The 25999-nt window shown below is 57.9% G+C and carries 25 protein-coding genes, 4 tRNA genes and 1 pseudogene; 20 read left to right on the forward strand and 10 right to left on the reverse strand.

The annotated features are described in order from the left end of the window. Window positions 1-16 precede the first annotated feature (16 nt). Together JIO00_RS10085 and JIO00_RS10090 are read right to left on the reverse strand one after the other, a co-directional pair. Window positions 17-211, reverse strand: a complete 195-nt coding sequence (locus JIO00_RS10085) for a hypothetical protein (protein WP_200668122.1) — start codon at window positions 209-211, stop codon at window positions 17-19. 235 nt (window positions 212-446) lie between these two features. Beyond that, window positions 447-812, reverse strand: coding sequence for a hypothetical protein (locus JIO00_RS10090; protein ID WP_010458670.1), 366 nt, complete (start codon window positions 810-812; stop codon window positions 447-449). Between the two features lie 245 nt (window positions 813-1057). Here JIO00_RS10090 and JIO00_RS10095 point away from each other — a divergent pair, with 245 nt between their 5' ends. Further along, window positions 1058-1876, forward strand: a complete 819-nt coding sequence (locus JIO00_RS10095; RefSeq protein WP_200668124.1) for a shikimate 5-dehydrogenase — start codon at window positions 1058-1060, stop codon at window positions 1874-1876. A 219-nt stretch (window positions 1877-2095) separates the two neighbouring features. After that, on the forward strand, window positions 2096-2614 hold the full coding sequence (locus tag JIO00_RS10100) for a cupin domain-containing protein (protein ID WP_010458675.1): 519 nt from the start codon (window positions 2096-2098) through the stop codon (window positions 2612-2614). Between the two features lie 104 nt (window positions 2615-2718). Here the strand turns inward: JIO00_RS10100 and JIO00_RS10105 are convergent, their stop codons facing one another. Further along, window positions 2719-3366: a YceH family protein gene (locus JIO00_RS10105; RefSeq protein ID WP_200668125.1), complete on the reverse strand. Its 648-nt coding sequence runs from the start codon at window positions 3364-3366 to the stop codon at window positions 2719-2721. A gap of 139 nt (window positions 3367-3505) precedes the next feature. Here JIO00_RS10105 and JIO00_RS10110 point away from each other — a divergent pair, with 139 nt between their 5' ends. Then, complete coding sequence (locus JIO00_RS10110; RefSeq protein ID WP_010458678.1) at window positions 3506-4015, forward strand: DUF1993 domain-containing protein; 510 nt, start codon at window positions 3506-3508, stop codon at window positions 4013-4015. Window positions 4016-4201: 186 nt separating this feature from the next. Here the strand turns inward: JIO00_RS10110 and sstT are convergent, their stop codons facing one another. Continuing rightward, entirely contained in the window at window positions 4202-5434 is a 1233-nt protein-coding gene (sstT, locus tag JIO00_RS10115; RefSeq protein WP_102593403.1) for a serine/threonine transporter SstT, read from the reverse strand. A gap of 279 nt (window positions 5435-5713) precedes the next feature. Here sstT and JIO00_RS10120 point away from each other — a divergent pair, with 279 nt between their 5' ends. Then, window positions 5714-6868, forward strand: coding sequence for an MFS transporter (locus JIO00_RS10120; RefSeq protein WP_010458683.1), 1155 nt, complete (start codon window positions 5714-5716; stop codon window positions 6866-6868). 3 nt (window positions 6869-6871) lie between these two features. On the opposite strand, the gene nhaR is transcribed toward JIO00_RS10120, so the two are convergent. After that, complete coding sequence (gene nhaR, locus JIO00_RS10125) at window positions 6872-7771, reverse strand: transcriptional activator NhaR (RefSeq protein WP_010458685.1); 900 nt, start codon at window positions 7769-7771, stop codon at window positions 6872-6874. 135 nt (window positions 7772-7906) lie between these two features. On the opposite strand from nhaR, the gene JIO00_RS10130 reads away from it, so the two are divergent. Both JIO00_RS10130 and JIO00_RS10135 read left to right on the forward strand, forming a co-directional pair. Beyond that, the gene (locus tag JIO00_RS10130; protein WP_200668126.1) at window positions 7907-8149 is read left to right on the forward strand and encodes a hypothetical protein; all 243 of its coding nucleotides are present in this window, start codon (window positions 7907-7909) and stop codon (window positions 8147-8149) included. Between the two features lie 28 nt (window positions 8150-8177). Beyond that, the gene (locus tag JIO00_RS10135) at window positions 8178-8927 is read left to right on the forward strand and encodes a TerC family protein (RefSeq protein WP_010458689.1); all 750 of its coding nucleotides are present in this window, start codon (window positions 8178-8180) and stop codon (window positions 8925-8927) included. 74 nt (window positions 8928-9001) lie between these two features. Here JIO00_RS10135 and JIO00_RS10140 read toward each other — a convergent pair whose 3' ends face one another. Further along, window positions 9002-9172 carry a hypothetical protein gene (locus tag JIO00_RS10140; RefSeq protein ID WP_178082292.1) on the reverse strand — a complete coding sequence of 57 codons (171 nt, stop codon included), beginning with the start codon at window positions 9170-9172 and terminating at the stop codon, window positions 9002-9004. Window positions 9173-9339: 167 nt separating this feature from the next. Here JIO00_RS10140 and JIO00_RS10145 point away from each other — a divergent pair. The 3 genes and pseudogenes from JIO00_RS10145 to JIO00_RS10155 all read left to right on the forward strand — a co-directional run bounded on the left by JIO00_RS10145 (window position 9340) and on the right by JIO00_RS10155 (window position 10601). Beyond that, window positions 9340-10067 (forward strand): annotated as a pseudogene (locus tag JIO00_RS10145) (peptidase C39 family protein). Between the two features lie 94 nt (window positions 10068-10161). Beyond that, the gene (locus JIO00_RS10150; protein WP_010458694.1) at window positions 10162-10368 is read left to right on the forward strand and encodes a DUF6021 family protein; all 207 of its coding nucleotides are present in this window, start codon (window positions 10162-10164) and stop codon (window positions 10366-10368) included. A 17-nt stretch (window positions 10369-10385) separates the two neighbouring features. Next, complete coding sequence (locus JIO00_RS10155) at window positions 10386-10601, forward strand: hypothetical protein (protein ID WP_010458697.1); 216 nt, start codon at window positions 10386-10388, stop codon at window positions 10599-10601. 55 nt (window positions 10602-10656) lie between these two features. Here JIO00_RS10155 and pbpG read toward each other — a convergent pair whose 3' ends face one another. Continuing rightward, a complete protein-coding gene (gene pbpG / locus JIO00_RS10160) occupies window positions 10657-11595 on the reverse strand; it encodes a D-alanyl-D-alanine endopeptidase (RefSeq protein ID WP_010458699.1) in 939 nt (312 codons plus the stop codon). Between the two features lie 237 nt (window positions 11596-11832). Next, on the reverse strand, window positions 11833-12687 hold the full coding sequence (folD, locus tag JIO00_RS10165; RefSeq protein ID WP_010458702.1) for a bifunctional methylenetetrahydrofolate dehydrogenase/methenyltetrahydrofolate cyclohydrolase FolD: 855 nt from the start codon (window positions 12685-12687) through the stop codon (window positions 11833-11835). A 275-nt stretch (window positions 12688-12962) separates the two neighbouring features. Here folD and JIO00_RS10170 point away from each other — a divergent pair. The 11 genes from JIO00_RS10170 (at window position 12963) to JIO00_RS10220 (ending at window position 23429) form a co-directional block, all read left to right on the forward strand. Beyond that, a tRNA-Arg gene (locus JIO00_RS10170) sits at window positions 12963-13039 on the forward strand. A gap of 32 nt (window positions 13040-13071) precedes the next feature. Then, window positions 13072-13147 (forward strand) — tRNA-His (locus JIO00_RS10175). Between the two features lie 56 nt (window positions 13148-13203). Then, a tRNA-Leu gene (locus JIO00_RS10180) sits at window positions 13204-13288 on the forward strand. Between the two features lie 78 nt (window positions 13289-13366). After that, a tRNA-His gene (locus JIO00_RS10185) sits at window positions 13367-13442 on the forward strand. A gap of 401 nt (window positions 13443-13843) precedes the next feature. Then, the gene (tig, locus tag JIO00_RS10190; RefSeq protein ID WP_010458704.1) at window positions 13844-15154 is read left to right on the forward strand and encodes a trigger factor; all 1311 of its coding nucleotides are present in this window, start codon (window positions 13844-13846) and stop codon (window positions 15152-15154) included. 93 nt (window positions 15155-15247) lie between these two features. Further along, window positions 15248-15883, forward strand: a complete 636-nt coding sequence (gene clpP, locus JIO00_RS10195; protein ID WP_010458706.1) for an ATP-dependent Clp endopeptidase proteolytic subunit ClpP — start codon at window positions 15248-15250, stop codon at window positions 15881-15883. 112 nt (window positions 15884-15995) lie between these two features. Further along, window positions 15996-17279, forward strand: coding sequence for an ATP-dependent Clp protease ATP-binding subunit ClpX (gene clpX / locus JIO00_RS10200; protein ID WP_007946893.1), 1284 nt, complete (start codon window positions 15996-15998; stop codon window positions 17277-17279). Window positions 17280-17441: 162 nt separating this feature from the next. Then, entirely contained in the window at window positions 17442-19838 is a 2397-nt protein-coding gene (gene lon, locus JIO00_RS10205; RefSeq protein ID WP_010458711.1) for an endopeptidase La, read from the forward strand. 147 nt (window positions 19839-19985) lie between these two features. Further along, the gene (locus JIO00_RS10210; RefSeq protein WP_002552737.1) at window positions 19986-20258 is read left to right on the forward strand and encodes an HU family DNA-binding protein; all 273 of its coding nucleotides are present in this window, start codon (window positions 19986-19988) and stop codon (window positions 20256-20258) included. A gap of 233 nt (window positions 20259-20491) precedes the next feature. Continuing rightward, window positions 20492-22363, forward strand: a complete 1872-nt coding sequence (locus JIO00_RS10215; protein WP_083377196.1) for a SurA N-terminal domain-containing protein — start codon at window positions 20492-20494, stop codon at window positions 22361-22363. 229 nt (window positions 22364-22592) lie between these two features. After that, window positions 22593-23429: a DUF2242 domain-containing protein gene (locus tag JIO00_RS10220; protein WP_010458715.1), complete on the forward strand. Its 837-nt coding sequence runs from the start codon at window positions 22593-22595 to the stop codon at window positions 23427-23429. A 345-nt stretch (window positions 23430-23774) separates the two neighbouring features. On the opposite strand, the gene JIO00_RS10225 is transcribed toward JIO00_RS10220, so the two are convergent. Next, the gene (locus JIO00_RS10225; protein ID WP_102593407.1) at window positions 23775-24815 is read right to left on the reverse strand and encodes an AraC family transcriptional regulator; all 1041 of its coding nucleotides are present in this window, start codon (window positions 24813-24815) and stop codon (window positions 23775-23777) included. A 3-nt stretch (window positions 24816-24818) separates the two neighbouring features. Continuing rightward, on the reverse strand, window positions 24819-25949 hold the full coding sequence (locus tag JIO00_RS10230; protein ID WP_083377195.1) for a carbon-nitrogen hydrolase family protein: 1131 nt from the start codon (window positions 25947-25949) through the stop codon (window positions 24819-24821). Window positions 25950-25999 lie beyond the last annotated feature (50 nt).

A 25999-nucleotide genomic window follows, 5' to 3' on the forward strand; every position in this document is an offset into this window, starting at 1 on the left:
CCAGTGAGTGTTGAGTTCAGTCGACCACCAGGTCAAGCATATGGACCACTTCCTGCTCGTTGAGCAGGCCTTTGCGCACCAGGTTTTCGGCCAGCAGCGAAAGAAACTTGGCGCTGCGATGGCCTTCCAGGTGCTTGAGTTCGGTCAAAGCGTTGTGCACCTTGCTGGAAGTGCACAAGCCGACAATGCGGTGCGGGTTTTGCGTGGGCATGAGGTCGTCCTTGTTTTTATCAACCTGTTGTTTACGCACAGATCCAAGCTTGCGGACCTGACATGACATAAATATGACCGTTTTTCCCAAGTCGGGGGAAGGGCGGTCGAGTCAATCTTGCCAACTTGAACCGTCCACACTGTCTCCACAGCGACATTGGCGCGATTTTTCCAGACCTTCGCCGACGAACGGTCACAAAAAAGCCCCGCTGATTAGGCGGGGCCTGATGAGTCTGTTACCAGCGGCCATAACCGTGGGGATGGCCGTAGTAACCGCGCGGTGGACCGTAATAACCACGGGGCGGGCCGTAGTAAACCGGCGGTGGTGCGTAGTAGACCGGTTGCTGCACGTAGACCGGCGCAGGCTGGTAATAAACCGGTGGTGGCTGTTGTATATAAACCGGCTGAGGCTGGGCGTAGACCGGTTGCTGTACATACACCGGTCGGTTGCTGTTGATGATGGCCGAGCCGACGATTGCCGAACCAACGATCGCGCCAAATACCGCTGGACCCTGCCAACCGTGACCGCCGCCAGCCTCTGCCTGCCCTGTGATAGCAAGAGCACCGAGCAGCAAGGCAACTGTGGGGATTTTACGGATCATGATAATTCCTCGGTTCTTCGACCCGGCGCTTGCGTCTGCAATAGACCCAAGGATCGTCGCGGGGATACCTCTAAGACAGCGTTTTTTTGAAAATCAGCACAGCCGTTGGGTAAATTTTGTGTAAGGTCTGTACCGGCTTCTTTACGGCCGCTGCCACCCTGCGCGGGCACGCCGTTATGATCGATCAGAATTCGATGGAAGGGCTCATCCCGTCCATCTGAAAGTGCTTATGAAGGAGATATTTCATGCAGATGAACCCCAACCGAGACACCCAGCTGTGCATGTCGCTTTCCGGGCGTCCCGGCAATTTCGGCCTGCGGTTTCACAATCATCTGTATGAACAGTTGGGCCTGAATTTCTACTACAAGGCGTTCAGCAGTCAGGATCTGCCGGGTGCCATTGGCGGCATTCGTGCGCTGGGTATTCGTGGCTGCGGCGTGTCGATGCCGTTCAAGGAGGCCTGCATTGCGCTGGTCGATGAGCTGGACGCGTCCGCAGCGGCCATTCAATCGATCAATACCATCGTCAACACCCATGGCCATCTCAAAGCCTACAACACCGATTACATCGCCATCGCCCAGCTGCTTGAAACCCATCAGGTGCCGAAGGAATCGACCTTTGCCCTGCGCGGCAGCGGCGGCATGGCCAAAGCCGTGGCCAGTGCCTTGCGTGATGGCGGCTATCAAAACGGCGTGATCGTGGCCCGTAACGAACAGGCCGGGCGGGCGTTGGCTGAATCACTGGGCTATCAGTGGCAGGCGGAACTGGGCTCTCAGCGTCCGCAGATGTTGATCAACGTCACGCCGATCGGCATGAGCGGCGGTCCCGAGGCCGATCAACTGGCGTTCGACGCTGAAACCATCGCGGCTGCCGAAACTGTCTTCGATGTGGTGGCGATTCCCTCGGAAACACCGCTGATCGTGCGCGGTCGCGCCGAGGGCAAACGCGTCATTACCGGGTTGGAAGTGATCGCGATCCAGGCGCTGGAGCAGTTTGTCCTGTACACCGGCGTGCGGCCGACGAATGAGCAGTTCAAGAAAGCGGTGGAGTTTGCTCGCGGTTGATCCTTCAGATTATTGGTTGGCTGTACCGGCCTCATCGCGAGCAGGCTCGCTCCCACAGTGGATTGGCGTCGTACACATTTTTTGTGTCCGACAGAAAACCCTGTGGGAGCGAGCCTGCTCGCGATGGGCGCAACTCGGTCTCTCAAGTGCATCTGCCGCCTATACTCCCCGCCAGCAAAGACTTGCCGCCCCAACCAACAAACCGTGCCCGAGGTTCCCATGCATCCCCCCATTCTCAACCTGAATCAGGTCGAACTCGAACCGTTGCCCGAAGCCCTGGCGCCCACCGGTGATACCGCCGGCCGCTACCAACAGAGAATGGCCCGTGTCGGCCAGCAGTTGGGGTCGCAAAAGCTCGGTTATCGGTTATACGTGCTGGAACCAGGCATGCGTGGCAGCCCGTTTCACAGTCATCGGGTCAACGAGGAGATGTTTTACGTCGTGGCCGGGGAAGGGGAGGTGCGCCTCGGTGCCGAACGGTTTCCGATCCGCGCCGGCGACGTGATCGCCTGCCCGCCGGGCGGTCCTGAAGCGGCGCACCAGATCATCAACACCAGCAAGGGAGAACTGCGCTACCTGGCGGTCAGCACCCAGCAATCGCCGGAGATTTGCGAGTACCCGGATTCCGGCAAATACGTGGTGATGGACCACTTCAAGGTCGACGCCGAAGGTAATCCCTCAGGCTTCGTCGCCATCGCCCGGCCGGGCGATGGCGTGGATTACTGGGACGGCGAGTAGCACTCCCTTTAGTAGGCGCGAGGCTTGCCCGCGAAGGCGATTTTCAGTTCGACGATAATGTTGAATCGCTTTCGCGGGCAAGCTCCTACAAATCACAACGTTGGTTATTCGAGGCGCGCCAGGCGTTCTTCGAGTGCGGCAATCCGCGCTTCGAGCTCTTCGATTCGTTCAATCGACACACCGCTACCGGCACTGCGTTCGGCCGGGTTTTGCCGGGCGGCGAGGATGACTTCGATATCCGCCGGATCCCCCAGCGCATGCATATAGCGGTCTTCCCGCTGGCCGGCCTGACGCGGAATCAGCAGTGCCAATCCGCGAGCAATCAGACGTTCCAGTTGATGCACAACCTGCTCGGCATCTTCAAACTCATGCATGCGTGCGCTGCGGGTCAGCAGTTCATTGACCGTCTGCGGACCGCGCAAAAACAACAGCCCCGTCAGAATCACTTGGGCCGGCACCAGTTCCAGTGCCTTGTCGACCTTATGTTCCCAGCGATCGGCACGGCTGCCCATCACCAGTTTGGTAAACCCGCGGCCTTCAAGGGCGCGCAGGCTCTGGCCGACCTGGCCCTGAGTGAGGTTCATCACCGGTTCGCGACTGGTTTTCTGGTTGCAGGCAATCACCAGCGCATTGAGGGTCAGCGGATAGGTTTCCGGGCTGGTGGCCTGCTTCTCGATCAACGAGCCCAGAATGCGGATTTCCGTGCTGTTGAGGCGCGGTTCGTCGAAGGTCGTTTCTTGCTCAGTGCTCATCGCGCTTTTCCCTATGCAATCGAAGCATGCAGTCGAAGCCGCCTAGCCTAATCCTTGCTGGATAAAAGACAAGCCGCAGGAGCGGCGGGCATGGCTATAATCGGCCCACGTTTTCCTCCTGTCACCACACGAGACTGTCATGACTATTTCCCTGTATGCCGCTTCCGTTCCTGTTTTCAAACAAATGCTCAACGCCCTGAGCGACGTTCTGAACAAGGCCGAAGCCCACGCCACCGCCAAGAACATCGACCCGAACGCATTCCTGCAAGCCCGCCTGTACCCGGACATGTTCCCGCTGGTGCGTCAGGTGCAGATCGCCGTTGATTTCGCCAAAGGCGTGTCCTCGCGCCTGGCCGAGATCGAAGTGCCGAAGTACGACGACACCGAAACCACCTTCGCTGAACTGCAAGCCCTGATCACCAAGGTTCTGGCCTACATCGGCGAGATCAAGCCAGAGCAGATCGACGGCAAGGAAGGTATCGAGATCGTGACGCGTCCAGGCACGCCAAAAGAGAAGCGCTTCAGTGGCCAGGCTTACCTGCTGACCTACGGCCTGCCGCAGTTCTTCTTCCACGTCACCACCGCTTACGCATTGCTGCGTCACAACGGTGTGGAAGTGGGCAAGCGCGACTACATGGGCGCGTTCTAAACCGCCCGCGCACAAAAAAGCCCCCGCAGCCTGACGTTGCGGGGGCTTTTTCATGGGTAAGTATTATTCAACGATGCCGCAGATCCTGTGGGAGCTAGCCTGCTCGCGAAGGCGGTACATCAACCAACATCATCGTTAAGTGTTGGTCGGCATTCGCGAGCAGGCTCGCTCCCACAGAGATGTGGGTCAGGCCAGGCGTTCGGCTTTTGCTTCTTCACCCAGGCAAGCCGCGGCGGTGAACAGCACATCAGTGGAGGAGTTCAGCGCCGTCTCCGCAGAATCCTGCAACACACCAATAATGAAACCTACCGCTACCACCTGCATGGCGATTTCACTCGGAATGCCAAACAGGCTGCACGCCAGCGGGATCAGCAACAACGAACCACCGGCCACGCCCGAAGCACCACACGCACAGATCGCCGCCACCACACTGAGCAGAATGGCTGTCGGGATATCCACGGCGATGCCCAGGGTATGCACGGCCGCGAGCGTCAGCACGGTAATGGTGATCGCCGCGCCGGCCATGTTGATGGTCGCACCCAGCGGGATCGATACCGAGTAAGTGTCTTCATGCAGGCCCAGGCGCTTGCTCAATTCCAGGTTGACCGGAATGTTCGCCGCCGAGCTGCGGGTAAAGAACGCGGTGATGCCGCTTTCTCGCAAGCACATCAGCACCAGAGGATACGGGTTGCGGCGCAGTTTCCAGAACACGATCAGTGGATTCATCACCAGCGCGACAAACAACATGCAGCCCAGCAGCACGGCCAGCAGATGCACGTAGCCGATCAACGCCCCGAAGCCAGACGTGGCCAAGGTCGACGCGACCAGGCCGAAGATCCCCAGCGGTGCGAAACGAATCACCAGGCGCACGATCAGGGTCACGCCATTGGACAGGTCGCCGAGCACCTCGCGAGTGGTGTCACCGGCATGGCGAATCGCAACGCCCATGCCGATCGCCCAGGCCAGAATGCCGATGAAGTTGGCGTTCATCAGCGCACTGACCGGGTTGTCGACCACGCTGAGCAGCAGACTTTGCAGTACTTCGCTGATGCCGCCCGGCGCAGTCACGGCGACGTCATGACTGGACAGCACCAGACTGGACGGGAACATCATGCTGGCAACCACCGCGACCACCGCGGCGGCAAACGTCCCCAGCAAGTACAAAAACAGAATTGGCCGGATGTGGGTTTCCTGGCCGTGCTTATGGTTGGCGATCGACGCCATCACCAGCACGAACACCAGAATCGGCGCGACGGCTTTGAGTGCCGAAACGAAGACCTTGCCGATGAATGCCGTGGATTTCGCCACCTCAGGCGCGATCAGCGCCAGGGCAATCCCGGCGATCAGGCCGATGACGATTTGCGAGACCAGGCTCAAGCGTTTCAAGCGTTGCAATAGCGAAGGGGATGAAGCAGTCATAAAACGGCATCTCTGATTATTAGGTGCGGGGGTGTCGCGACATCAATGCCAGTGAATGGCCGATGAACAAGGTGTACGTATCGCAGGGCGCGGACTTTATCACAGCGTGGTCTTGATCCTTCAGACCTGTGACGATCTGCCGCCCGCGTGATCAACGAGATCGGCAGGTTCGTGCAACCCTGATCGGAAACACTCTGTTAAGATTGCGCATCCTCATTTTCAAGTCATGCCAGTGGGCCTTCGGGTTATCGCTGGTGTCGTCGTTTTCTGGAGTTCTGCATGCTGTTGCCCATCCTTCTGTTGTCGGCCGCCGGTTTTACCGTGCTGACCACGGAATTCGTCATCGTCGGCCTGTTGCCGGCGATTGCCCGAGACCTTGAAGTCAGCATCCCCCAAGCAGGTTTGCTGGTGACCCTGTTCGCCTTTACCGTCGCCGCGTTCGGGCCGTTCCTGACCGCGTACTTCGCAAGGTTCGAGCGGCGCAAGCTGTTCATCTCGGTGCTGATCATGTTCGGCCTGGCCAACACCCTCGCGGCGTTTGCGCCGAACATCTGGGTGATGGCCATCGCCCGCTTGATCCCCGCGTTGGGGTTGCCGGTGTTCTGGGCGCTGGCCAGTGAAACCGCCGTGGACATCGTCGGGCCGGATTACGCCGGGCGGGCAATTGCCAAAATCGGTTTCGGCATTGTCTGTGCCACGGTGTTCGGCATTCCGGTGGGCACGTTGATTTCCGATGCGTTCGGCTGGCGCAGTGCCTTCGGCATTCTGGCGGTGATCGCGTTTGCCAAGGCGTTGCTGCTGTTTATCTACCTGCCGAAAACCAACCTGCATCAGCATCAGGTGAGCTTCCGTTCGCAGTTCAAGATCTTGCGCAGCCCGTTGATGCTGGGCCATGTGCTCCTGTCGATCCTGGTGTTCAGCGGCATGTTTACCGCTTACACCTACCTGGCGGACATCCTTGAACGCCTCGCCGGTTTCAACGGTACGGTGGTCGGCTGGTGCCTGATGGGCTTCGGCGCAGTCGGTCTGATCGGCAACTCGTTGGGCGGTCGCGCGGTGGATCGTCATCCGTTGATGGCTTCGATGATGTTCTGCACGTTCATGATCGCTGGCATGGTGGCGTTGGTACCGAACATTCATTCGCCGCTCGGTCTGGCGGCAGCGATGGGCATCTGGGGCGTGACTCAGGCGGCGTTGTTCCTGGTCAGTCATGTGCGATTGATGAAGGCCGCGCCCGAGGCGCCGGCCTTTGCCGCGTCGCTGAACATCGCCGGGGCCAACCTCGGGATCGGCCTGGGTGCGATGGTCGGCGGACGGGTGATCGACAGCGTTGGCCTGGGCGGGCTGGGTTTTGCGGCTGCCGCGTTTATCCTGGTTTCGATTCTCCTGGCCATGGCGCTGATGACCATGAAACCTCGCGAGATCTGCGCCTGACCTTCACAGCTCGGTAAACAGCTCGCGTCGGGCACCTTCGGTAATCGCCACGATGCCGGGGTGCTTGACCTTGCGTTCCACGGAAATGGCGTAGAACGACTCCGTCACGGCGTCGGTCTGGCCAATCAACTCCACGCCGTATTGGCGTTTCACTTCGTCGGCAATCACGCTCGGGCCGATGAAAATCCCGCTGCCCGATTGACCGAAAGCCTGCATCAGCGCGCTGTCGTCGAACTCGCCGACAATGCGCGGCTGGATTTGCTGCTCGGCAAACCAGCGCTGCAAGCGACTGCGCACCACGGTTTCCGGCCCGGGAATCAGCAGTGGTGCGCCGTGCAGGCTGCGTGGGAAATCCTGACCGTACTGTGCTGCCAACTCGGCGGTGGCGAAGAAGCTGATCCCGCATTCACCGAGTTTCTGGCTGTAACCCTTGATGTCCAGGTGCGAGGGCATCGGGCTGTCGGAAATCACCAGGTCCAGGCGCTGGATCGCCAGGTCGGCGAGCAGCCGTTCCAGTTTGTCTTCGCGGCAGGTGATGCGCAGCGGTTCACTCAACTCCATGGTCGGTGCGATCAGGCGATAGACGATGGATTTGGGCACCACATCGGCGACGCCCACCCGAAACAGGATCTGCTGTTCATTGGGTTGTGCCCGCAGCATCAACTCCAGTTCGCCGCCCAGCTGAAACATTTGCTCGGCGTAGGGCAGGGTCTGACGCCCGGCCTCCGTCAGCTCAAGCTGGCGACCGACCCGCCGGAACAGCTCGATGCCATAGGTTTGTTCGAGCAGGGAAATCTGCCCGCTGATGGTCTGGGGCGTCAGGTTCAGCTGCTCGCAGGCGCGCACGATGCTGCCGGTCTTGGCCACCACCCAGAAGTAATGCAATTGGCGATAGTTGAGCATGACGGCCTACAGTTCGTAAAAACCGAAGTATAACCGCTAAAAATACGAATTTTCCTGAAGTGTTTGCCTCCCTAGAATGCCTCGCTATCAACGGGCCATCGTTTCGGCCCGTTTTGTTCTATCGAGGAAAGCATCATGAAGCTTAAAACCACGGCACTGTTGATTGCGTCTTTACTGGTATTGGCCGGTTGCGACCAGGCCGAGAAAAGCGCGCAGCAATTGATGGGCAAGGCTGCCGAATCCGCCAAACAGGCGATCGACGACACCCACAAAGCCGCCGAACAAGCGATCAGTGATGCCACCGGCGGCCTGATCAGCAAGAAAGAATCATCGGCCGAAGACCAGCGCAAAACCGAATCTTCGTCCCAGGAAATCTAAACCGTCTACAACGAGTCAGGACTGACCCATGGAATATCTTTTAGAACTTGCTGCAAGCCCCACCGCCTGGGTCGCCCTGGCCACGTTGATCGTCATGGAAATCGTGCTCGGCATCGATAACCTGATCTTCATCTCGATCCTGACCAACAAGCTGCCCGAGCAGCATCGGCAGAAAGCACGCCGCATCGGTATCGGCATGGCGCTGATTCTGCGACTGGGCCTGCTGAGCACTATCGCGTTCATCGTCCAGTTGACCGAGCCTGTGATCGATATTCTCGGCCATGCGTTCTCCTGGAAGGACATGATCCTGATCGCCGGTGGCCTGTTCCTGTTGTGGAAGGCGACTACCGAGATCCATCACAGCATGGACCCGGCCCCGGATGATCCGATGTCGGCGACCTCGACCGTGACCCTGGGCTTTGCTGCCGCGATCGGTCAGATCCTGATGCTGGACATGGTGTTTTCCATCGACAGCATCATTACCGCTGTGGGCATGACCGAGCATTTGCCGATCATGATCATCGCCGTAGTGGTGTCGGTGCTGGTGATGTTGCTGGCGGCTGATCCTCTGGCCAAGTTCATCAACGACAACCCGACCGTGGTGATGCTGGCGCTGGGCTTCCTGATCATGATCGGTATGACACTGATCGCTGAAGGTTTCGGGGCTCACGTGCCTAAAGGCTACGTCTATGCGGCCATGGCTTTCTCGGCGACCATCGAGGGCTTGAACATGATGTCGCGTCGGGCCAAGCAGAAGAAAATAGCGGCTGAAGCTTAACCCGCGGAAAAACGAAACGGCCGCCTGCGCTCGAAAGAGCCCAGGCGGCCGTTTTTGTTGGCGAATCCGAAGGGTCAGTGCGCGGTCGCGTGGTGGACCGGTGGTTTATCGGTCTTCGCCAAAGGCGCCGATTGAACGGGGTGGTGATGGTGCCGACGGGTAATCCGCAAAACGCCCCACAGCATGGCGGCGGCCACGGCCAGCCAGCCGGAAATCAACATCACGATTGTCATTGTCAGGCTCATCAGTGCCTCCTCTTTGCCCTGCATCGGGCACACACTCTTTGCAAATGACAGTCTAGTCGCTGCTGTGTTTCAGGCTATTGACCAAAGGTCGGCTGTCATCAACCAGTTCGCTCTATCGAATGCACTCAACTGTAGGTTAAGGCTATACCGCCACCGCGTGGCGTCCTATGATCGACGGCCAAGCCGGGAGCGTATTGACTGGCGTCTGAACAAGAGAGTGATGATCGTGCGGGTATTTTCTCGAATTCGAGCGGCGGCGCTGATTGTCGGCTGCGTTGCAGGTTTGGCCGGATGCGCGGGGAGTGTGGCGCCGGAGATCAAGCGGTTGCCCGAGCGGGTAGAACTCAGCGGCACGTTCTACCGTGGCCAGGACTATCAGAGCGGACCACAGGTATTGGCCAGCATGCTGGCACAGCAGGGCATCGTGATTACGCCCGGGTTGCTGCAAAAACCCCTGCACTTGCCCGGCGCCGAAGCACAACTGCAACAGAATATGCAAAACCTGGCGCGTGAGTACGGGATGGTGGTGTATCCCCTCGACAGCCAATTGCCGGCACTGTTGACCCAGGTCGCGGCCGGTTATCCGGTGATGGTGCGCTTCACTGAAGGCTCGGCGCTCTGGGCTGAGCCGCGTTACGCCATTCTCGCCGGATACAATCGCCAGAAGCAGACGGTGTTGCTGCGTGCCGGGATGAATCGCCGGAACTTGATGAGCTTCAGTTCGTTTGAGTCCTCTTTCAAGGATGCTGGCGGCTGGGCCGTATTGATTCAGAAACCCAATCAGATCCCTGCCAACGTTGATCAGCAGCGCTGGCTGAAGGCGGCGAGCGATCTTGGCCAGGCCGGTCAGGAACAGGCTGCTGCCCGCGCGAAGAAGGCGTTGACCGCACAATAAGCTTCCGTTCGTCATGTGCCCGGCACCGTCGGGCATGCCTGGCCTCTAAAGGACAAGACCCGGTTTCTCCGGGCCAGATCCCAGGAGGCGCCCCATGGCACATTCCAATACCCCCGACGGCCCGCATTCATCCGAACATTCTTCGGGCGACGAATTGGGATTCGACCCCGATTCGCCGGACCTCGCCGATCCTCAGGTCGATCCCATCGGCCCCGCCAAGGCGCCGAGGGATGTAAAGCCGGGCGACAATCCCAAGGCTCCGGCGAAGCCTTACGACCCACTCGCTGATCTGAAACCCTAACCCTTGGTGAGGTGCGTATGTCTACTGATTCGAGTTTCAACGACAAACGTCCGGACAGTGTTCCAACGACCCCTGAAGAGGGTGTTGATCCGGTGATGGATCCGAACGATCCGTTAAGGGATCCGTTGGCCCGTCCGATGGTGGTCCCGACGGAGCATCCCCATGGCATGAAAGATCCAAGCGCCGGGGATGGCATTCCGGATGACGATCAGATGCCGCTGCCCAACGATTAACGCCAGACGAAAAAAAGCCCCGAATGATCGGGGCTTTGTTTTTTCTGTCGCTGACTTATTTCGAGGCTTCAACCACACCGCTCTGGCGGTGCTTGAGGTTCTTGTCCGACTTGTACTGCAAGGCTACCGACGGCACGTCTGCGCCTTTGCCGGTTTCCACCCAGCTGCGGATGCGGGCGGCATCGGCAAAATGCGTGTACTTGCCGAAGGCGTCGAGAATCACCAGCGCCACTTGGCGATTGCCCATGCTGGTCACCAACACCAGGCAGTGACCGGCTTCGTTGGTGAACCCGGTTTTGGTCAGCTTGATGTCCCAGTTTGGCTTGCGGACCAAATGGTCGGTGTTGCGGAAACCCAGGCTGTAGTTGGGTTTGCGGAACGTGACGGTTTTTTCCTTGGTGGTGCTCAACTCGGTCAATAACGGGTATTTGTGTGCGGCGATCAGCAATTTGCTCAGGTCGCGGGCAGTAGAGACGTTACGCGGGGAGAGGCCCGTCGGCTCGACGAAGTGGGTGCTGGTCATGCCCAGCGCCTTTGCCTTGGCGTTCATCGCGGCAATGAATGCGACGTAGCCCCCCGGATAATGATGAGCCAGGCTCGCCGCTGCACGGTTTTCCGAGGACATCAGGGCGATCAGCAGCATTTCCCTGCGCGGCAATTCGCTTTTGAGTTTGACCCGGGAAAACACGCCTTTCATTTCTGGCGTGTCGCTGATGTTGATATTGATGTACTCGTCCATGTTCTGCCTGGCTTCGACCACAACCAGACCGGTCATCAATTTGCTGACCGAGGCGATAGGGACAACCACATCGGGGTTGCTGGCATAGATGACTTTGTTGGTCTGCATATCCAGCAGCAAAGAGCTGCCGGAAGCGAGCTTGAGTTGTTTCGTGTCTCGGGGGGCTGCGGTGGTCTCCGCGGCGCTGGCGATTGGCGTGATGAACGTCCCTGTAAATACAAAAAATAGGCTCAGGATGGAAAGACGGATTTTCACGCTGGCGGACTCATAAGGTGTTGATAAGCCGTTATGTAACGGGTTATTTCGTAAAAAGCGCGACATTCTGGAGTATGGCTGAATAACTGTCGATGGTTGTTCAAGGAGGAGGTGAAAGTCCTTGGAAACATGAAAAAAAAGTCATTTTCCGGCGGATGGTCGATCTTTCACCCCAGGCAAAAAGAACCCCGCCATTGGCGGGGTTCTTTTGTTCATCGCTTATGTCGAAGCGCGCACTCAGCTGTGCAGTGTTTCTGCCGCGTACAGCGTGTTTTCCAGCAGGCAGGCACGCGTCATCGGGCCGACACCGCCCGGTACCGGCGTGATCCAGCCAGCGCGGGGCAGGGCGGTTTCGTAGATCACGTCACCCACCAGTTTGCCGTCTTCCTGGCGGTTGATGCCGACGTCGATCACGATCGCGCCTTCCTTGATCCACTCACCTTTGACCAGGCCCGGTTTGCCGGCGGCGACGACAACCAGGTCGGCACGGCCGACGTGGCCGGCCAGATCCTTGGTGAAGCGGTGGGTGACGGTCACGGTGCAACCGGCGAGCAGCAATTCCATCGCCATCGGACGGCCAACGATGTTGGAGGCTCCGACAACCACCGCGTCCATCCCGTAAAGGTCGACACCGGTGCTTTCCAGCAAGGTCATGATGCCTTTGGGGGTGCACGGACGCAGCAACGGGATGCGCTGGGCCAGGCGGCCGACGTTATAAGGATGGAAGCCGTCGACGTCTTTATCTGGACGAATGCGCTCCAGCAATTTGGAGGCATCCAGGTGCTCAGGTAAAGGAAGCTGAAGCAGAACGCCGTCAATTGCCGGATCGTCGTTCAGGCGATCGATCAGGTCGGTCAGTGCTTCTTGAGTGGTTTCGGAAGGCAGGTCGTAGGCTTGGGAAATGAAGCCGACCTCTTCACAGTCTTTACGCTTGTGCGAGACATAAACCTGAGAGGCGGGATCGCTGCCGACCAGGATCACCGCGAGGCCCGGGGTGCGCAGGCCTTGCTCGCGACGCTCGGTGACTCGTTTGGCGATCTGCTGGCGCAGGCTGGCGGCGATCGATTTGCCGTCGATTAGTTGTGCAGTCATTGCGCGTGATTAACCATCGAGAGGGGAAAAAAAGAGAACGCATTCTCGCATGTCATGAGGTGAGGGCAAAGGCGCTTGGTCTGCAAATTCCTCTAAGCCCTTTAATTAAATGAATTTTTTATAAAAAGCATTTGACGGCCTTCGGGGCGCTCTATACTATTCGTCGCACTTGTCGGGCACAGCCTAGCACTGGATGAGAAGGTCAAGCGGAATTACGGTTCTGCGAGACTGGAAAGCTCTTAGTTTGTAGTCCTCCAAGAGTACAGATTAATAAGGCGCCCGTAGCTCAGCTGGATAGAGCATCCGCCTTCTAAGCGGATGGTCGCAGGTTCGAGTCCTGCCGGGTGCGCCATTAGGCAGCTTTGGCACAAGTAGCGCGATATGGTGGGCGTAGCTCAGTTGGTAGAGCACGGGATTGTGACTCCCGTTGTCGAGGGTTCGATCCCCTTCGTCCACCCCATATTTCAAAAGGCGCCAGATTAACAGTCTGGCGCCTTTGCTTTAACAGCTTCAAACGCGGATGTGGTGGAATTGGTAGACACACTGGATTTAGGTTCCAGCGCCGCAAGGTGTAAGAGTTCGAGTCTCTTCATCCGCACCAAATAAAGCTTCACTCAAGCCGGTTGGCCTGGTTGGGGCGCAGCAAGGGAGTTGATTGGCTTCTTTGCAAGGCAATATGGTGGGCGTAGCTCAGTTGGTAGAGCACGGGATTGTGACTCCCGTTGTCGAGGGTTCGATCCCCTTCGTCCACCCCATATTTCGAGAGGCGCCAGATTTAACAGTCTGGCGCCTTTTTTGTTTTAGCGGTTCGAGTGTCAAGCGGCTGCATGTCCTGGGTCGCAGGGGTGGGGTGTTTCGTCGTATTTATGTTTCTCGATGATGCCGCGCCGCCCGCCGGCTTGCTCGCAAGACCGGCTGTCAGGGAGATGATTGGCAACTTCTTCTATATATAGAAGGATTGGTGCAGAGCCCTGGCGTGACTGGCTGTATTTGCTAACAGGGCGAGGCACAACCGTTTGTCCCCGCCTATAAATTGCCTGCTGCTTTTTTACCCGTTTTCAGTAGGGTGACTTCTTGAGTTTGACCCACTAGAATGCATGCCCTTGATTCTGGGGTCGGAAACGGCCGGCTAACGTCTGTGCAACGAGGAATATCCATGCAAGTTTCTGTTGAAAATACTTCTGCTCTTGAGCGCCGCATGAGCATCACCGTGCCGGCTGAGCGCATCGAGACTCAGGTCAACAAGCGTCTGCAGCAGACTGCCCAAAAGGCCAAGATTGCTGGCTTCCGTCCAGGCAAAGTGCCAATGAGCGAAATCAAGCGCCGTTTCGGTGCTGATGCGCGTCAGGAAGCTGTAGGCGATGTGATCCAGTCTTCGTTCTACGAAGCTGTTGTCGAGCAAAAGCTGAACCCGGCTGGCGCTCCTTCGATCGAGCCTAAATCGATGGAAGCTGGCAAAGATCTGGAATACGTTGCAGTTTTCGAAGTGTTCCCTGAGTTCACCGTTGCTGGCTTCGACGGCATCACCGTAGAGCGCCTGAGCGCTGACGTGGCTGACGCCGATCTGGACAAGATGCTGGACGTGCTGCGCAAGCAGAACACCCGTTTCGAAGTGGCTGAGCGCGCCGCTCAGAACGAAGACCAACTGAACATCGATTTCGTTGGCAAGGTTGACGGTGAAGTGTTCGCTGGCGGTTCTGCCAAGGGTACTCAGCTGGTGCTGGGTTCCGGCCGCATGATCCCTGGTTTCGAAGACGGCCTGGTTGGCGCTAAAGCCGGCGAAGAGCGCGTGCTGAACCTGACCTTCCCGGAGGACTATCAGAACCTCGACCTGGCTGGCAAAACCGCTGAGTTCACCGTGACCGTGAACACTGTTTCCGAGCCGAAACTGCCAGAACTGAACGAAGAATTCTTCGCTCAATTCGGCATCAAGGAAACGGGCCTGGAAGGCTTCCGCACCGAAGTTCGCAAGAACATGGAGCGTGAACTGCGTCAGGCGATCAAATCCAAGGTCAAGAATCAGGTAATGGACGGTCTGCTGGCCACCAACCCGATCGAAGTGCCTAAGGCGCTGCTGTCCAACGAAGTTGACCGTCTGCGCGTGCAGGCTGTTCAGCAGTTCGGCGGCAACATCAAGCCTGACCAACTGCCGGCCGAGCTGTTCGAAGAACAAGCCAAGCGCCGTGTTGTTCTGGGTCTGATCGTGGCTGAAGTGGTCAAGCAATTCGACCTCAAGCCTGACGAAGCCCGCGTTCGTGAAATGATTCAGGAAATGGCTTCGGCCTACCAAGAGCCTGAGCAGGTTGTGTCCTGGTACTACAAGAACGACCAGCAACTGAACGAAGTTCGTTCGGTTGTGCTGGAAGAACAAGTTGTGGATACTGTTCTGCAGAAAGCTAGCGTGACCGACAAATCGGTCTCTTACGAAGAAGCAGTCAAGCCGGTAGAAGCTCCACAAGCCGACTGATCGTTTTTGCGGTAAGAAGCACACACCATAAGCCAGCCTTCGTGCTGGCTTATGCGTATTCAAGACATAACTATTTGGGAGTGACTGCAGAGCATGTTCCGTAATTCGTATATTCAGCAGAACTCTGATATCCAGGCCGCTGGCGGCCTGGTCCCGATGGTTGTCGAGCAGTCTGCTCGTGGCGAGCGCGCCTATGACATCTACTCGCGCCTTCTCAAGGAGCGAGTGATTTTTCTGGTTGGCCCGGTAGAGGACTACATGGCCAACCTGATTTGTGCGCAATTGCTGTTCCTTGAAGCGGAAAACCCGGACAAGGACATCCATCTCTATATCAACTCCCCGGGCGGTTCGGTGACAGCGGGCATGTCGATCTATGACACCATGCAGTTCATCAAACCCAATGTATCGACCACCTGTATTGGTCAGGCCTGCAGCATGGGCGCCTTCCTTTTGACGGCCGGTGCCGCCGGCAAGCGTTATTGCCTGCCGAATTCGCGCGTGATGATTCACCAGCCACTGGGCGGTTTCCAAGGCCAGGCTTCGGATATCGAAATCCATGCCAAGGAAATTCTCTTCATTCGTGAGCGTCTCAACACGCTGATGGCCAAGCACAGCGGCCACACACTTGAAGAAATCGAGCGCGATACCAACCGCGATAACTTCATGAGTGCAGAAGCCGCGCGTGAGTACGGGTTGATCGATGAAGTGATCAACCAGCGCCCCGCTTAAATTAAGCAGCTCAAAATAGGGTGGGTCGGCTGGTCCGATCACCGGCGGGCTTGAAAAAGCCCGCAATAGCCTTCATCTTGTGTTGCAAGCCTATCGGATTTGGATCGAACGAATGACTGACACCCGCAACGGCGAGGACAACGGCAAGCTGCTCTATTGCTCCTTCTGTGGCAAAAGCCAGCATGAAGTACGCAAATTGATTGCCGGCCCCTCGGTCTTTATCTGCGACGAGTGCGTCGACCTGTGCAATGACATCATCCGAGAGGAGGTGCAGGAAGCCCAGGCCGAAAGCAGCGCGCATAAATTGCCTTCGCCTAAAGAAATCAGCGGCATCCTTGATCAGTACGTGATTGGTCAGGAGCGTGCGAAAAAGGTTCTGGCCGTAGCGGTGTACAACCACTACAAGCGTCTGAACCAGCGCGACAAAAAGAATGACGACGTCGAACTTGGCAAAAGCAACATCTTGCTGATCGGCCCGACAGGCTCGGGTAAAACCCTGCTTGCCGAAACACTGGCCCGCTTGCTGAACGTTCCGTTCACCATCGCCGATGCAACCACCCTCACCGAGGCGGGTTACGTGGGTGAAGATGTCGAGAACATCATTCAGAAGCTGTTGCAGAAGTGCGATTACGACGTGGAAAAAGCCCAGATGGGCATTGTCTACATCGACGAAATCGACAAGATCTCGCGCAAGTCTGACAACCCGTCGATCACCCGGGACGTTTCCGGTGAAGGCGTGCAGCAGGCCCTGCTCAAGTTGATCGAAGGCACGGTCGCTTCCGTTCCGCCGCAAGGTGGTCGCAAGCATCCGCAGCAGGAATTCCTTCAGGTCGACACCCGTAACATCCTGTTCATCTGCGGTGGTGCGTTCTCCGGTCTGGAAAAGGTTATTCAAAACCGTTCCACCAAGGGCGGCATCGGTTTCAACGCGGAAGTTCGCAGCAAGGAAGAAGGCAAGAAGGTGGGTGAATCCCTGCGTGAAGTCGAGCCTGACGATCTGGTCAAGTTCGGTCTGATCCCGGAGTTCGTCGGTCGTCTGCCGGTCCTTGCCACGCTGGACGAGCTTGATGAGGCTGCGTTAATGCAGATTCTCACCGAGCCGAAAAATGCTTTGACCAAGCAGTATGCCAAGCTGTTCGAGATGGAAGGTGTAGACCTGGAATTCCGGGCCGACGCGCTGAAATCGGTCGCCAAACGTGCCCTGGAACGCAAGACCGGTGCCCGTGGACTGCGTTCGATTCTCGAAGGTGTATTGCTCGACACTATGTATGAAATCCCCTCGCAGTCCGAGGTGAGTAAAGTAGTGATCGACGAAAGCGTTATAGAAGGCAAGTCCAAGCCACTGTATATCTACGAAAACAGTGAGCCGGCTGCCAAGGCTGCGCCAGACGCTTAAGCGTCCGGCAGCTGGAGCAAAGAAGGGGCCTTCGGGCCCCTTTTCTTTTAAAGCGTTTTTAACACCCTCTTTGCGCTTGTTTTTTTTCAAAGCAGCCCCCATCTTGGTTTCAAGCTTACTTCCATCTGTTTACGGCCATATGGCCGCCGTAGAGGCGAAATCATGAAGACAACCATCGAATTGCCTCTCCTGCCATTGCGTGATGTTGTGGTTTATCCGCACATGGTTATCCCGCTGTTCGTGGGGCGCGAGAAATCCATCGAAGCCCTCGAGGCTGCGATGACGGGCGACAAGCAGATTCTTCTGCTGGCTCAGAGAAACCCTGCTGACGACGATCCCGGTGAAGATGCACTTTATCGCGTAGGCACCATTGCGACCGTTCTGCAGCTGCTCAAGCTGCCTGACGGCACGGTCAAGGTTCTGGTCGAAGGCGAGCAGCGGGGCGCCGTGGAGCGCTTCAGCGAAGTGGACGGCCACTGCCGTGCCGAAGTCTCGCTGATCGACGAAGTCGACGCGCCTGAGCGCGAGTCGGAAGTGTTCGTCCGCAGCCTTTTGGCTCAGTTCGAACAATATGTGCAGCTGGGCAAGAAAGTCCCGGCTGAAGTCCTCTCGTCGCTCAACAGCATCGACGAGCCGGGTCGCCTGGTTGACACCATGGCCGCTCACATGGCCCTGAAGATCGAGCAGAAGCAGGAAATCCTCGAAATCATCGATTTGTCGGCCCGGGTCGAGCACGTTCTGGCGTTGCTGGATGCCGAGATCGACCTGCTGCAAGTCGAAAAACGCATTCGCGGTCGCGTCAAGAAACAAATGGAGCGCAGCCAGCGCGAGTACTACCTGAATGAGCAGATGAAGGCCATTCAGAAAGAGCTCGGCGACAGCGACGAAGGCCACAACGAAATCGAAGAGCTGAAAAAGCGCATCGATGCCGCGGGCCTGCCGAAAGATGCCTTGGCCAAGGCCCAGGGTGAACTGAACAAGTTGAAACAAATGTCGCCAATGTCCGCGGAAGCGACCGTGGTGCGTTCGTACATCGACTGGCTGGTTCAGGTGCCGTGGAAGGCCCAGAGCAAAGTGCGCCTGGACCTTGCGCGCGCAGAAGACATTCTTGATGCAGACCACTACGGTCTGGAAGAAGTCAAAGAGCGGATCCTCGAATACCTCGCCGTGCAAAAGCGCGTGAAGAAAATTCGTGGTCCGGTGTTGTGCCTGGTCGGTCCTCCAGGGGTGGGTAAAACCTCTCTGGCAGAGTCGATCGCCCACGCCACCAACCGCAAATTTGTCCGTATGGCCCTCGGTGGCGTGCGTGACGAAGCGGAAATTCGTGGTCATCGCCGGACTTACATCGGTTCGATGCCAGGAAGATTGATTCAAAAGATGACGAAGGTGGGCGTCCGCAACCCGCTGTTCCTGCTCGATGAAATCGACAAAATGGGCAGCGACATGCGTGGCGATCCGGCGTCGGCGTTGCTGGAAGTGCTCGATCCGGAGCAGAACCACAACTTCAACGATCACTATCTGGAAGTCGACTACGACTTGTCCGATGTGATGTTCCTGTGCACCTCGAACTCCATGAATATTCCGCCGGCGCTGCTCGACCGGATGGAAGTGATTCGTCTGCCTGGCTACACCGAAGACGAAAAGATCAACATCGCCGTCAAATACCTCTCGCCCAAGCAGATTACTGCCAACGGCTTGAAGAAAGGCGAGCTGGAATTCGACGCCGAAGCGATCCGCGACATCATCCGCTACTACACCCGCGAAGCCGGTGTGCGTGGGCTGGAACGCCAGATTGCGAAGGTTTGCCGCAAGGCGGTCAAAGAGCACGCGCTGGAAAAACGCTTCTCGGTGAAGGTCACTGCAGAGATGCTGGAACACTTCCTGGGTGTGCGCAAATTCCGCTACGGTCTGGCTGAATCGCAGGATCAGATCGGTCAGGTCACCGGTCTGGCATGGACTCAGGTGGGTGGTGAATTGCTGACCATCGAAGCTGCTGTCGTGCCGGGTAAAGGCCAGCTGATCAAGACCGGTTCGCTGGGTGATGTGATGGTCGAATCGATCACGGCCGCGCTGACCGTTGTGCGCAGCCGTGCGAAGAGCCTGGGGATTCCCCTGGACTTCCACGAGAAGCGCGACACGCACATCCACATGCCGGAAGGGGCGACCCCGAAAGACGGCCCTAGCGCCGGCGTAGGCATGTGCACGGCCCTGGTGTCGGCATTGACCGGGATTCCAGTACGTGCGGATGTTGCCATGACAGGCGAAATCACCTTGCGTGGCCAGGTGTTGGCGATTGGCGGATTGAAGGAAAAACTGCTGGCTGCTCACCGTGGCGGGATCAAGACCGTGATCATTCCTGAAGAGAACGTGCGCGATCTGAAGGAAATTCCTGACAATATCAAGCAAGATCTGCAGATTAAACCGGTTAAATGGATTGACGAGGTCCTGCAAATTGCGCTGCAATACGCGCCGGAGCCGCTGCCAGATGTGGTTCCAGAGATAGTTGCAAAGGATGAAAAACGCGAGTCTGACTCTAAGGAAAGAATTAGCACGCATTAGTACGCATTTGCCTGAGTGGCTTGTTGACAGCTTTTTAGAGCCCTTGTTATAAAGCGGCTCTTAAGTGTCTGTAGGCCATTCAGCACTCGTTTTTGCTTTCACCAAAAAACTTAGAATCATACTCAAATAGATATAAGGGGACTTAGAGTGAACAAGTCGGAACTGATTGATGCTATCGCTGCATCCGCTGATATCCCGAAAGCTGCTGCTGGCCGTGCGCTGGACGCTGTAATCGAATCCGTCACTGGCGCTCTCAAGGCTGGCGACTCTGTTGTTCTGGTTGGTTTCGGTACCTTCTCCGTTACCGATCGTCCAGCTCGCATTGGTCGTAACCCACAGACCGGTAAGACGCTGGAAATCGCAGCAGCCAAAAAACCAGGTTTCAAAGCCGGTAAAGCACTGAAAGAAGCTGTCAACTAAGTTCGTTTCAGGTTTTTGCCTATCCGGGTCGGGGTCATGCCTGACCTGGCAGCGGAGCGGTAGTCCAGTCGGCAAGTTGCCGGTCCGAGACGCCGAGGGTCGCAAGTTCGAACCCTTGGTCCGCTCCGCCAGTTACGAGAAGGCGCATCCTCGGATGCGCCTTTCTTCTATCCGGATTCTACCCACGCTCCACGGTTGCCTAATTTTGAAGTTCAACCGTTTCTGGGGGACGCATGCTGCAGAATATCAGGGACAATTCACAAGGCTGGATTGCCAAGACCATTATCGGGGTCATCGTTGCACTGATGGCTTTGACCGGTTTCGACGCCATTTTTCAGGCCACCACCAGTCGTAATGATGCGGCCAAGGTTAACGGCGAAGAAATCAGCCAGAACGAGCTGAGCCAGGCGGTCGATATGCAACGCCGTCAGCTGATGCAACAGCTGGGCAAGGATTTCGACGCTTCCTTGCTCGACGAAAAAATGCTGCGCGAATCGGCTCTCAAAGGCTTGATCGACCGCAAACTGCTGCTGCAAGGCGCAGAAGAATCGAAATTCGCTTTCTCCGAAGCGGCCTTGGACCAAGTGATCCTGCAAACACCTGAGTTTCAGGTGGATGGCAAGTTCAGTGCTGAGCGCTTCGATCAGGTGATTCGTCAACTGGGCTACAGCCGCATGCAATTCCGCCAGATGCTGGCTCAGGAAATGCTGATCGGTCAGCTGCGCGCGGGCCTGGCGGGTAGCGGTTTCGTCACCGACGCACAGGTTCTGGCCTTCGCCCGTCTGGAAAAACAGACCCGCGATTTCGCTTCCCTGAACGTCAAGGTTGACCCGGCAGCTGTGAAGCTGACCGACGATGAGGTCAAGGCCTACTACGACGAACATGCCAAGGAATTCATGACGCCGGATCAGGTTGTCATCGATTACCTGGAATTGAAGAAGTCTTCCTTCTTCGATCAGGTCAGCGTCAAGGACGAAGACCTGCAAGCGGCGTATCAGAAAGAAATCGCGAACCTGTCCGAGCAACGCCGGGCTGCGCACATTCTGATCGAAGTGAACGATAAAGTGACCGAGGCGCAAGCCAAGGCCAAGATCGAAGACATTCAGGCGCGTCTGGCCAAAGGCGAGAAATTCGAGGCGCTGGCCAAGGAATTCTCCCAGGACCCGGGTTCGGCGAACAACGGCGGTGACCTGGGCTACGCAGGCCCTGGTGTATACGACCCTGCATTTGAAACCGCGCTGTATGCGTTGGCCAAGGATCAAGTGTCGGCACCGATTCGCACTGACTTCGGTTTCCACCTGATCAAACTGTTGGGCGTTGAAGCACCGGAAGTGCCGACGCTGGCCAGCCTGAAAGACAAGCTGACCCGTGAGCTGAAAACCCAACAGGTCGAGCAGCGTTTTGTCGAGGCGACCAAGCAACTGGAAGACTCTTCGTTCGAGTCCTCCGATCTGGCCCAGCCGGCGCAAGACCTGAAGCTGACTGTTCACACCTCCAAGCCGTTTGGCCGCGAGGGTGGCGAAGGTGTGGCGGCTAACCGTGCCGTGATCACCGCGGCGTTCAGTCCTGAAGTGCTGGATGAAGGTGCCAACAGCACCGCCATCGAGCTGGACCCGGAAACCGTGATCGTGCTGCGCGCCAAGGAACACTTGAAGCCTGCGCAACTGCCGCTGGAAAGCGTCAATGCCAGCATTCGTGCGCAGTTGGCCAAGGAGCACGCCAGTGCTGCCGCCAAGACCAAGGCTGATGAGTTGATCGCCAGCCTGCGCGATGGCAAGACTCCGCTGGACAAGGCGATTGACGGTCAGAACTGGAAAGTGACTGAAGCGGCAACTCGCGCTCAGGAAGGGATTGACCCAACCGTGCTGCAAGCGCTGTTCCGCATGCCAAAACCTGTCGCCAAGGACAAGCCGACCTACAGCAGCGTGACCCTGACGGATGGTAGTCTCGTGATCGTGCGCCTGAACGGCGTGAACGAAGCCGCCGCGCCGACCGAAGAAGAGAAGGCCCAATACCGTCGCTTCCTCGCCTCGCGCATTGGCCAGCAGGACTTTGCGGCCTACCGCAAACAGCTGGAAAGCCAGGCCGAGATCAAGCGTTTCTGATGCTTGACTGAGTTGCCCGTTCCACAAAGACCCCGGCCGAAAGGCCGGGGTTTTTTATGTGTGCGATCCAGGCCGCGACTTCCGAGGGGCCCTTCGGTCACTCAGACGGGACTTTTTCCCATAGCTGACAGTCAGTAGCCTTGTAAATGTTTTAAGACACTAATCGATGCTCCGCTAAGCATCGATCTGTTGCACAATACGCCCCGGACCGTTTCCCTCAGGATGTTCAATGTTTAAATCAATTCCCATGCGTGTTGCCGGGCTGGCGTTGTTGCTGGCCGCCGCTGCCGGCTGCTCGTCGAAGAAAGCCCCCATCTACGAGCATGAGAACTTCGATGACTCCGGGACGTTTTCGCGCAATTACCCGGTGACGGATGCGCAGACCTGCGAAGCCGCCCGTCGGGCGTTGCTGAGCCAGGGCTATATCATCACCAGCGCCGACCCGAAGCTGGTCAGCGGACACAAAAGCTTCCAGCAGACCGGCGAGACCCACATGGAGATCAGCTTCAGTGTGGTGTGTGCCGATGATGGCAGTGAGGGCCATCATGCGACCATGTTCGCCAACGCCCTGCAGGACCGTTATGCGCTGAAGAAAACCAATAACTCGGCCAGTGTGGGCGTGGGTGTGTTGGGTTCGGTGTCGATGCCGATCGGTTCCTCCGACGATTCGATGGTCAAGGTTGCCAGCGAAACCGTCTCGTCGGCCAAGTTCTACGAGCGTTTCTTTGCGCTGGTGGAGTTGTTCCTGCCGCCGGAAGCGAAAAAGGCTGCACACATCCCCGAGAAACCCAAGACCGACCTGGGCATGCCGGAAGCCAAGGCTGCTCCGGCGCCTTTGGCCCCGACGCCAGCCCCTGCTGCGGAGCCTGCGCCAGTGCCTGCGGTTGAACCTGCTCCAGCCCCCGCGGCCTCGGAACCCGTCGCACCACCGCCTGAAACAGCGCCGATCACCCCGGTTGAAAACCCGGAGCCGGTTCCGTCCCCGGAAACCGTTACGCCACCGCCGCAATCCAGCCTGCCGCCACCGAGCGAGCCTATTTCGGCCATGCCGGCTGCCAGCCAGTAATCGATGTACATTTCGGGATCGTGTCAGATGGCACCGTTCCCGAAATGGCTGTTAGTTTGATCCGCGTCAACCAGGCTGCAGTCCTACAGCCTTTATCGAAAAAATCCTGTGATAAATTCCTGACCGCCTGCTACGTTTTATAAGTAGCCGCTGAGCGGTGCGCCCGCGTCATTTTTCTTTCACGCGGGCACTTTATGCTCGGGGCGTTGGTCATTTATTCAGGCATTTTTAAACGAGCGGTAGGGGGATTTCACAATGGACGATTATCAAGAAGAGCTGCTCGAGTATCAGGCATTTGAACTGGACCCATTGGAGCCAGCAGAAGACGCTACAGAGCTTTGAGCATCACGCGGATTGGCGATGGCTGCGGCGAAACTCGCCGGGTGTCTGGCCGTTCCAGCGTTTGAAGGCGCGTTGGAAAGCTTCGGCTGAGGCAAAACCCAGCAGGTAGGCGATTTCACCGAACGCCAGTTCCGTGTCGCGAATGTAGGTCATGGCCAGGTCGCGGCGCGTGTCATTGAGAATGGCGCGAAATTGCGTGCCTTCCTCGGCGAGTTTGCGACGCAAGGTCCAGGTCGGCAGCTTCAGACGTGCCGCCACTTCTTCCAGGTCGGGTTCCCGGCCACCATTGAGCAATGGCCCCAGCAACTGAGTGATGCGTTCACGCAGGCTGCGGGTGCGTGTCAGTTGCTCCAGTTCCCGCTCACAGAGTTGCAGCAAGTGTCGCCAGGTACTCGGGCAGTGCTCCGGGTTGCGCTGGGCGAGGCTGGCCAGGCTCAGGCGCAGTTGATTCTGTTCGGCACCAAACTGAATCGGACAATCGCCCAGCGCGGCATATGCTTCACGATAATCCGGTTCGGCAAACTCAATCTCGATCCGTTCGGCGCGAAGGGGGGCAGGGCTCACGCTGGACAATTGCTGCAACCACCCGGCGATGATCGAATCCACCACGAAGCGGTTGTAGGCGTTGTAGGGACTGATGGAATAGAACCGCAGCCACGCGCCCTGAGCGTCTTCATGAAAGCTCGATTGACCACGGTAGTTGGAGCCATACAGGGCTTCAAAACGAATCAGGCAGCGCGCCGCTTCGCGAACCGTCGGCGCCTGGGCGGCGGTGACTCCGGCCAGGCCGGCCTGACTCAGACGACTGAGCTGGCCCATGCGCAAACCCAGCGCCGGATCATCGGTCAGTTGAATGGCTCCGTGGCCCAGGCGCATGTAGCGCGGGATCGACAGCCGGGCCCCCGCTTCGGCCAGGCGCGCGGCATCGAGGCCGTATTGCTCAAGCAACGGTTGCGGGTCCACACCGTGGCTGCGCACGGCGTCGGCCAGGCTGTGAACAAAGCCCACCGACAGATCCCCAAGGCGCATCGGCAGCGGTTTCATGGGTTACAACCAGAGGTTCAGCAAACGCGCGCCACGGGCGTTGCCGTCGGCGAACTGCTGCCCGTTGTTGCTGAGAAAACTTTGACCCGCGCTGCCCTTGTCCCAGAATTGACCGCGCAGGAACACGCTCATGCCGGCAATGGCCCGGCTGCTGGGCGGCTGGCCGGTCAATGTCAGACGATGCCAGGCCTGGCCTTCACTGAGTTCACCGGCCTTGAGGCTGACCGAGCTGGGCGTCGACAGCCCCTTGTAACCCCGCCACGGTTTGTCCCAGGTGTCGCGGCCAACGACATACGCCGGAACAGCCACCAAATGGGCGCCCTGAGCGTCGAGTTTGCGGTAGTTGTCCGGGTACCAGCTGTCGCTGCCGATCAGTACGCCCAAGCGTCCAGCCGGTGTGTCGACAACGTTGAGCGTATGCTCGCCATTGGCCTGGATGACGTCATGGTCAGCAAAGACCGGATGCATCTGGCGTTGCGGCTGGCCGATCGGCACACCGTCGCGACCGAACACCACGCTGCTGTTGTACAACGCACCGCGGCCGACTTTCAGTGTTCCGTCGATGATGCTCGGTTCGGGCAGCACGATAGTGCCGGCCACCAGGGTCACGTTGAACGCCTTCGCCAGCCCCCCGAACAGTGCCTGATAATCCTTGGCCATGCTTTTGGCCTTCATCCGCAAGTGAGCGTCATCGAGACGACTGTCGCCCTTGGCGCTGATCAACGCACGGACGAACTGCACAGGATTGCTCACCGCCAGCCAGTTCATGGCTTCCTCAAGTGTGGTCGCCTGGTACAGCTCATCTTTCTCGCCGCTGACCATCAGCCAGGTGCCGATATGTTCGGGCAGCACGACGATGGTCTTTTCATTGAGCAAGCCTTGGTCCTGGGCCTGCTGCAAATAGGCGGCGAGCTTGCGGTGCAGGCGTTCGGGGCTTTGATAGTCGGTGGGAAACAGCTCGGGCTGGATACCCAGCAGATTGCCGCGATCGGCGGGTGTGCCTTGATCGACCGCGAGTTGGATGCGCAGGTCCGACAGGTAATGACCCACCGGACGGTCTGCGGCCCACATGGCGTAGGTCGTGAGGGCGGCAATCAATGCCATGGAGAAAGTCAGGTACAGAAGTTTGCGCATGGAAAACAGTCGACAGCCGTGTGCAGGGTTCGCGACTAGGGTAGGGCCCA

The sequence above is a fragment of the Pseudomonas sp. SW-3 genome, assembly GCF_016615645.1.
GTDB classification, from domain to species: domain Bacteria; phylum Pseudomonadota; class Gammaproteobacteria; order Pseudomonadales; family Pseudomonadaceae; genus Aquipseudomonas; species Aquipseudomonas mandelii.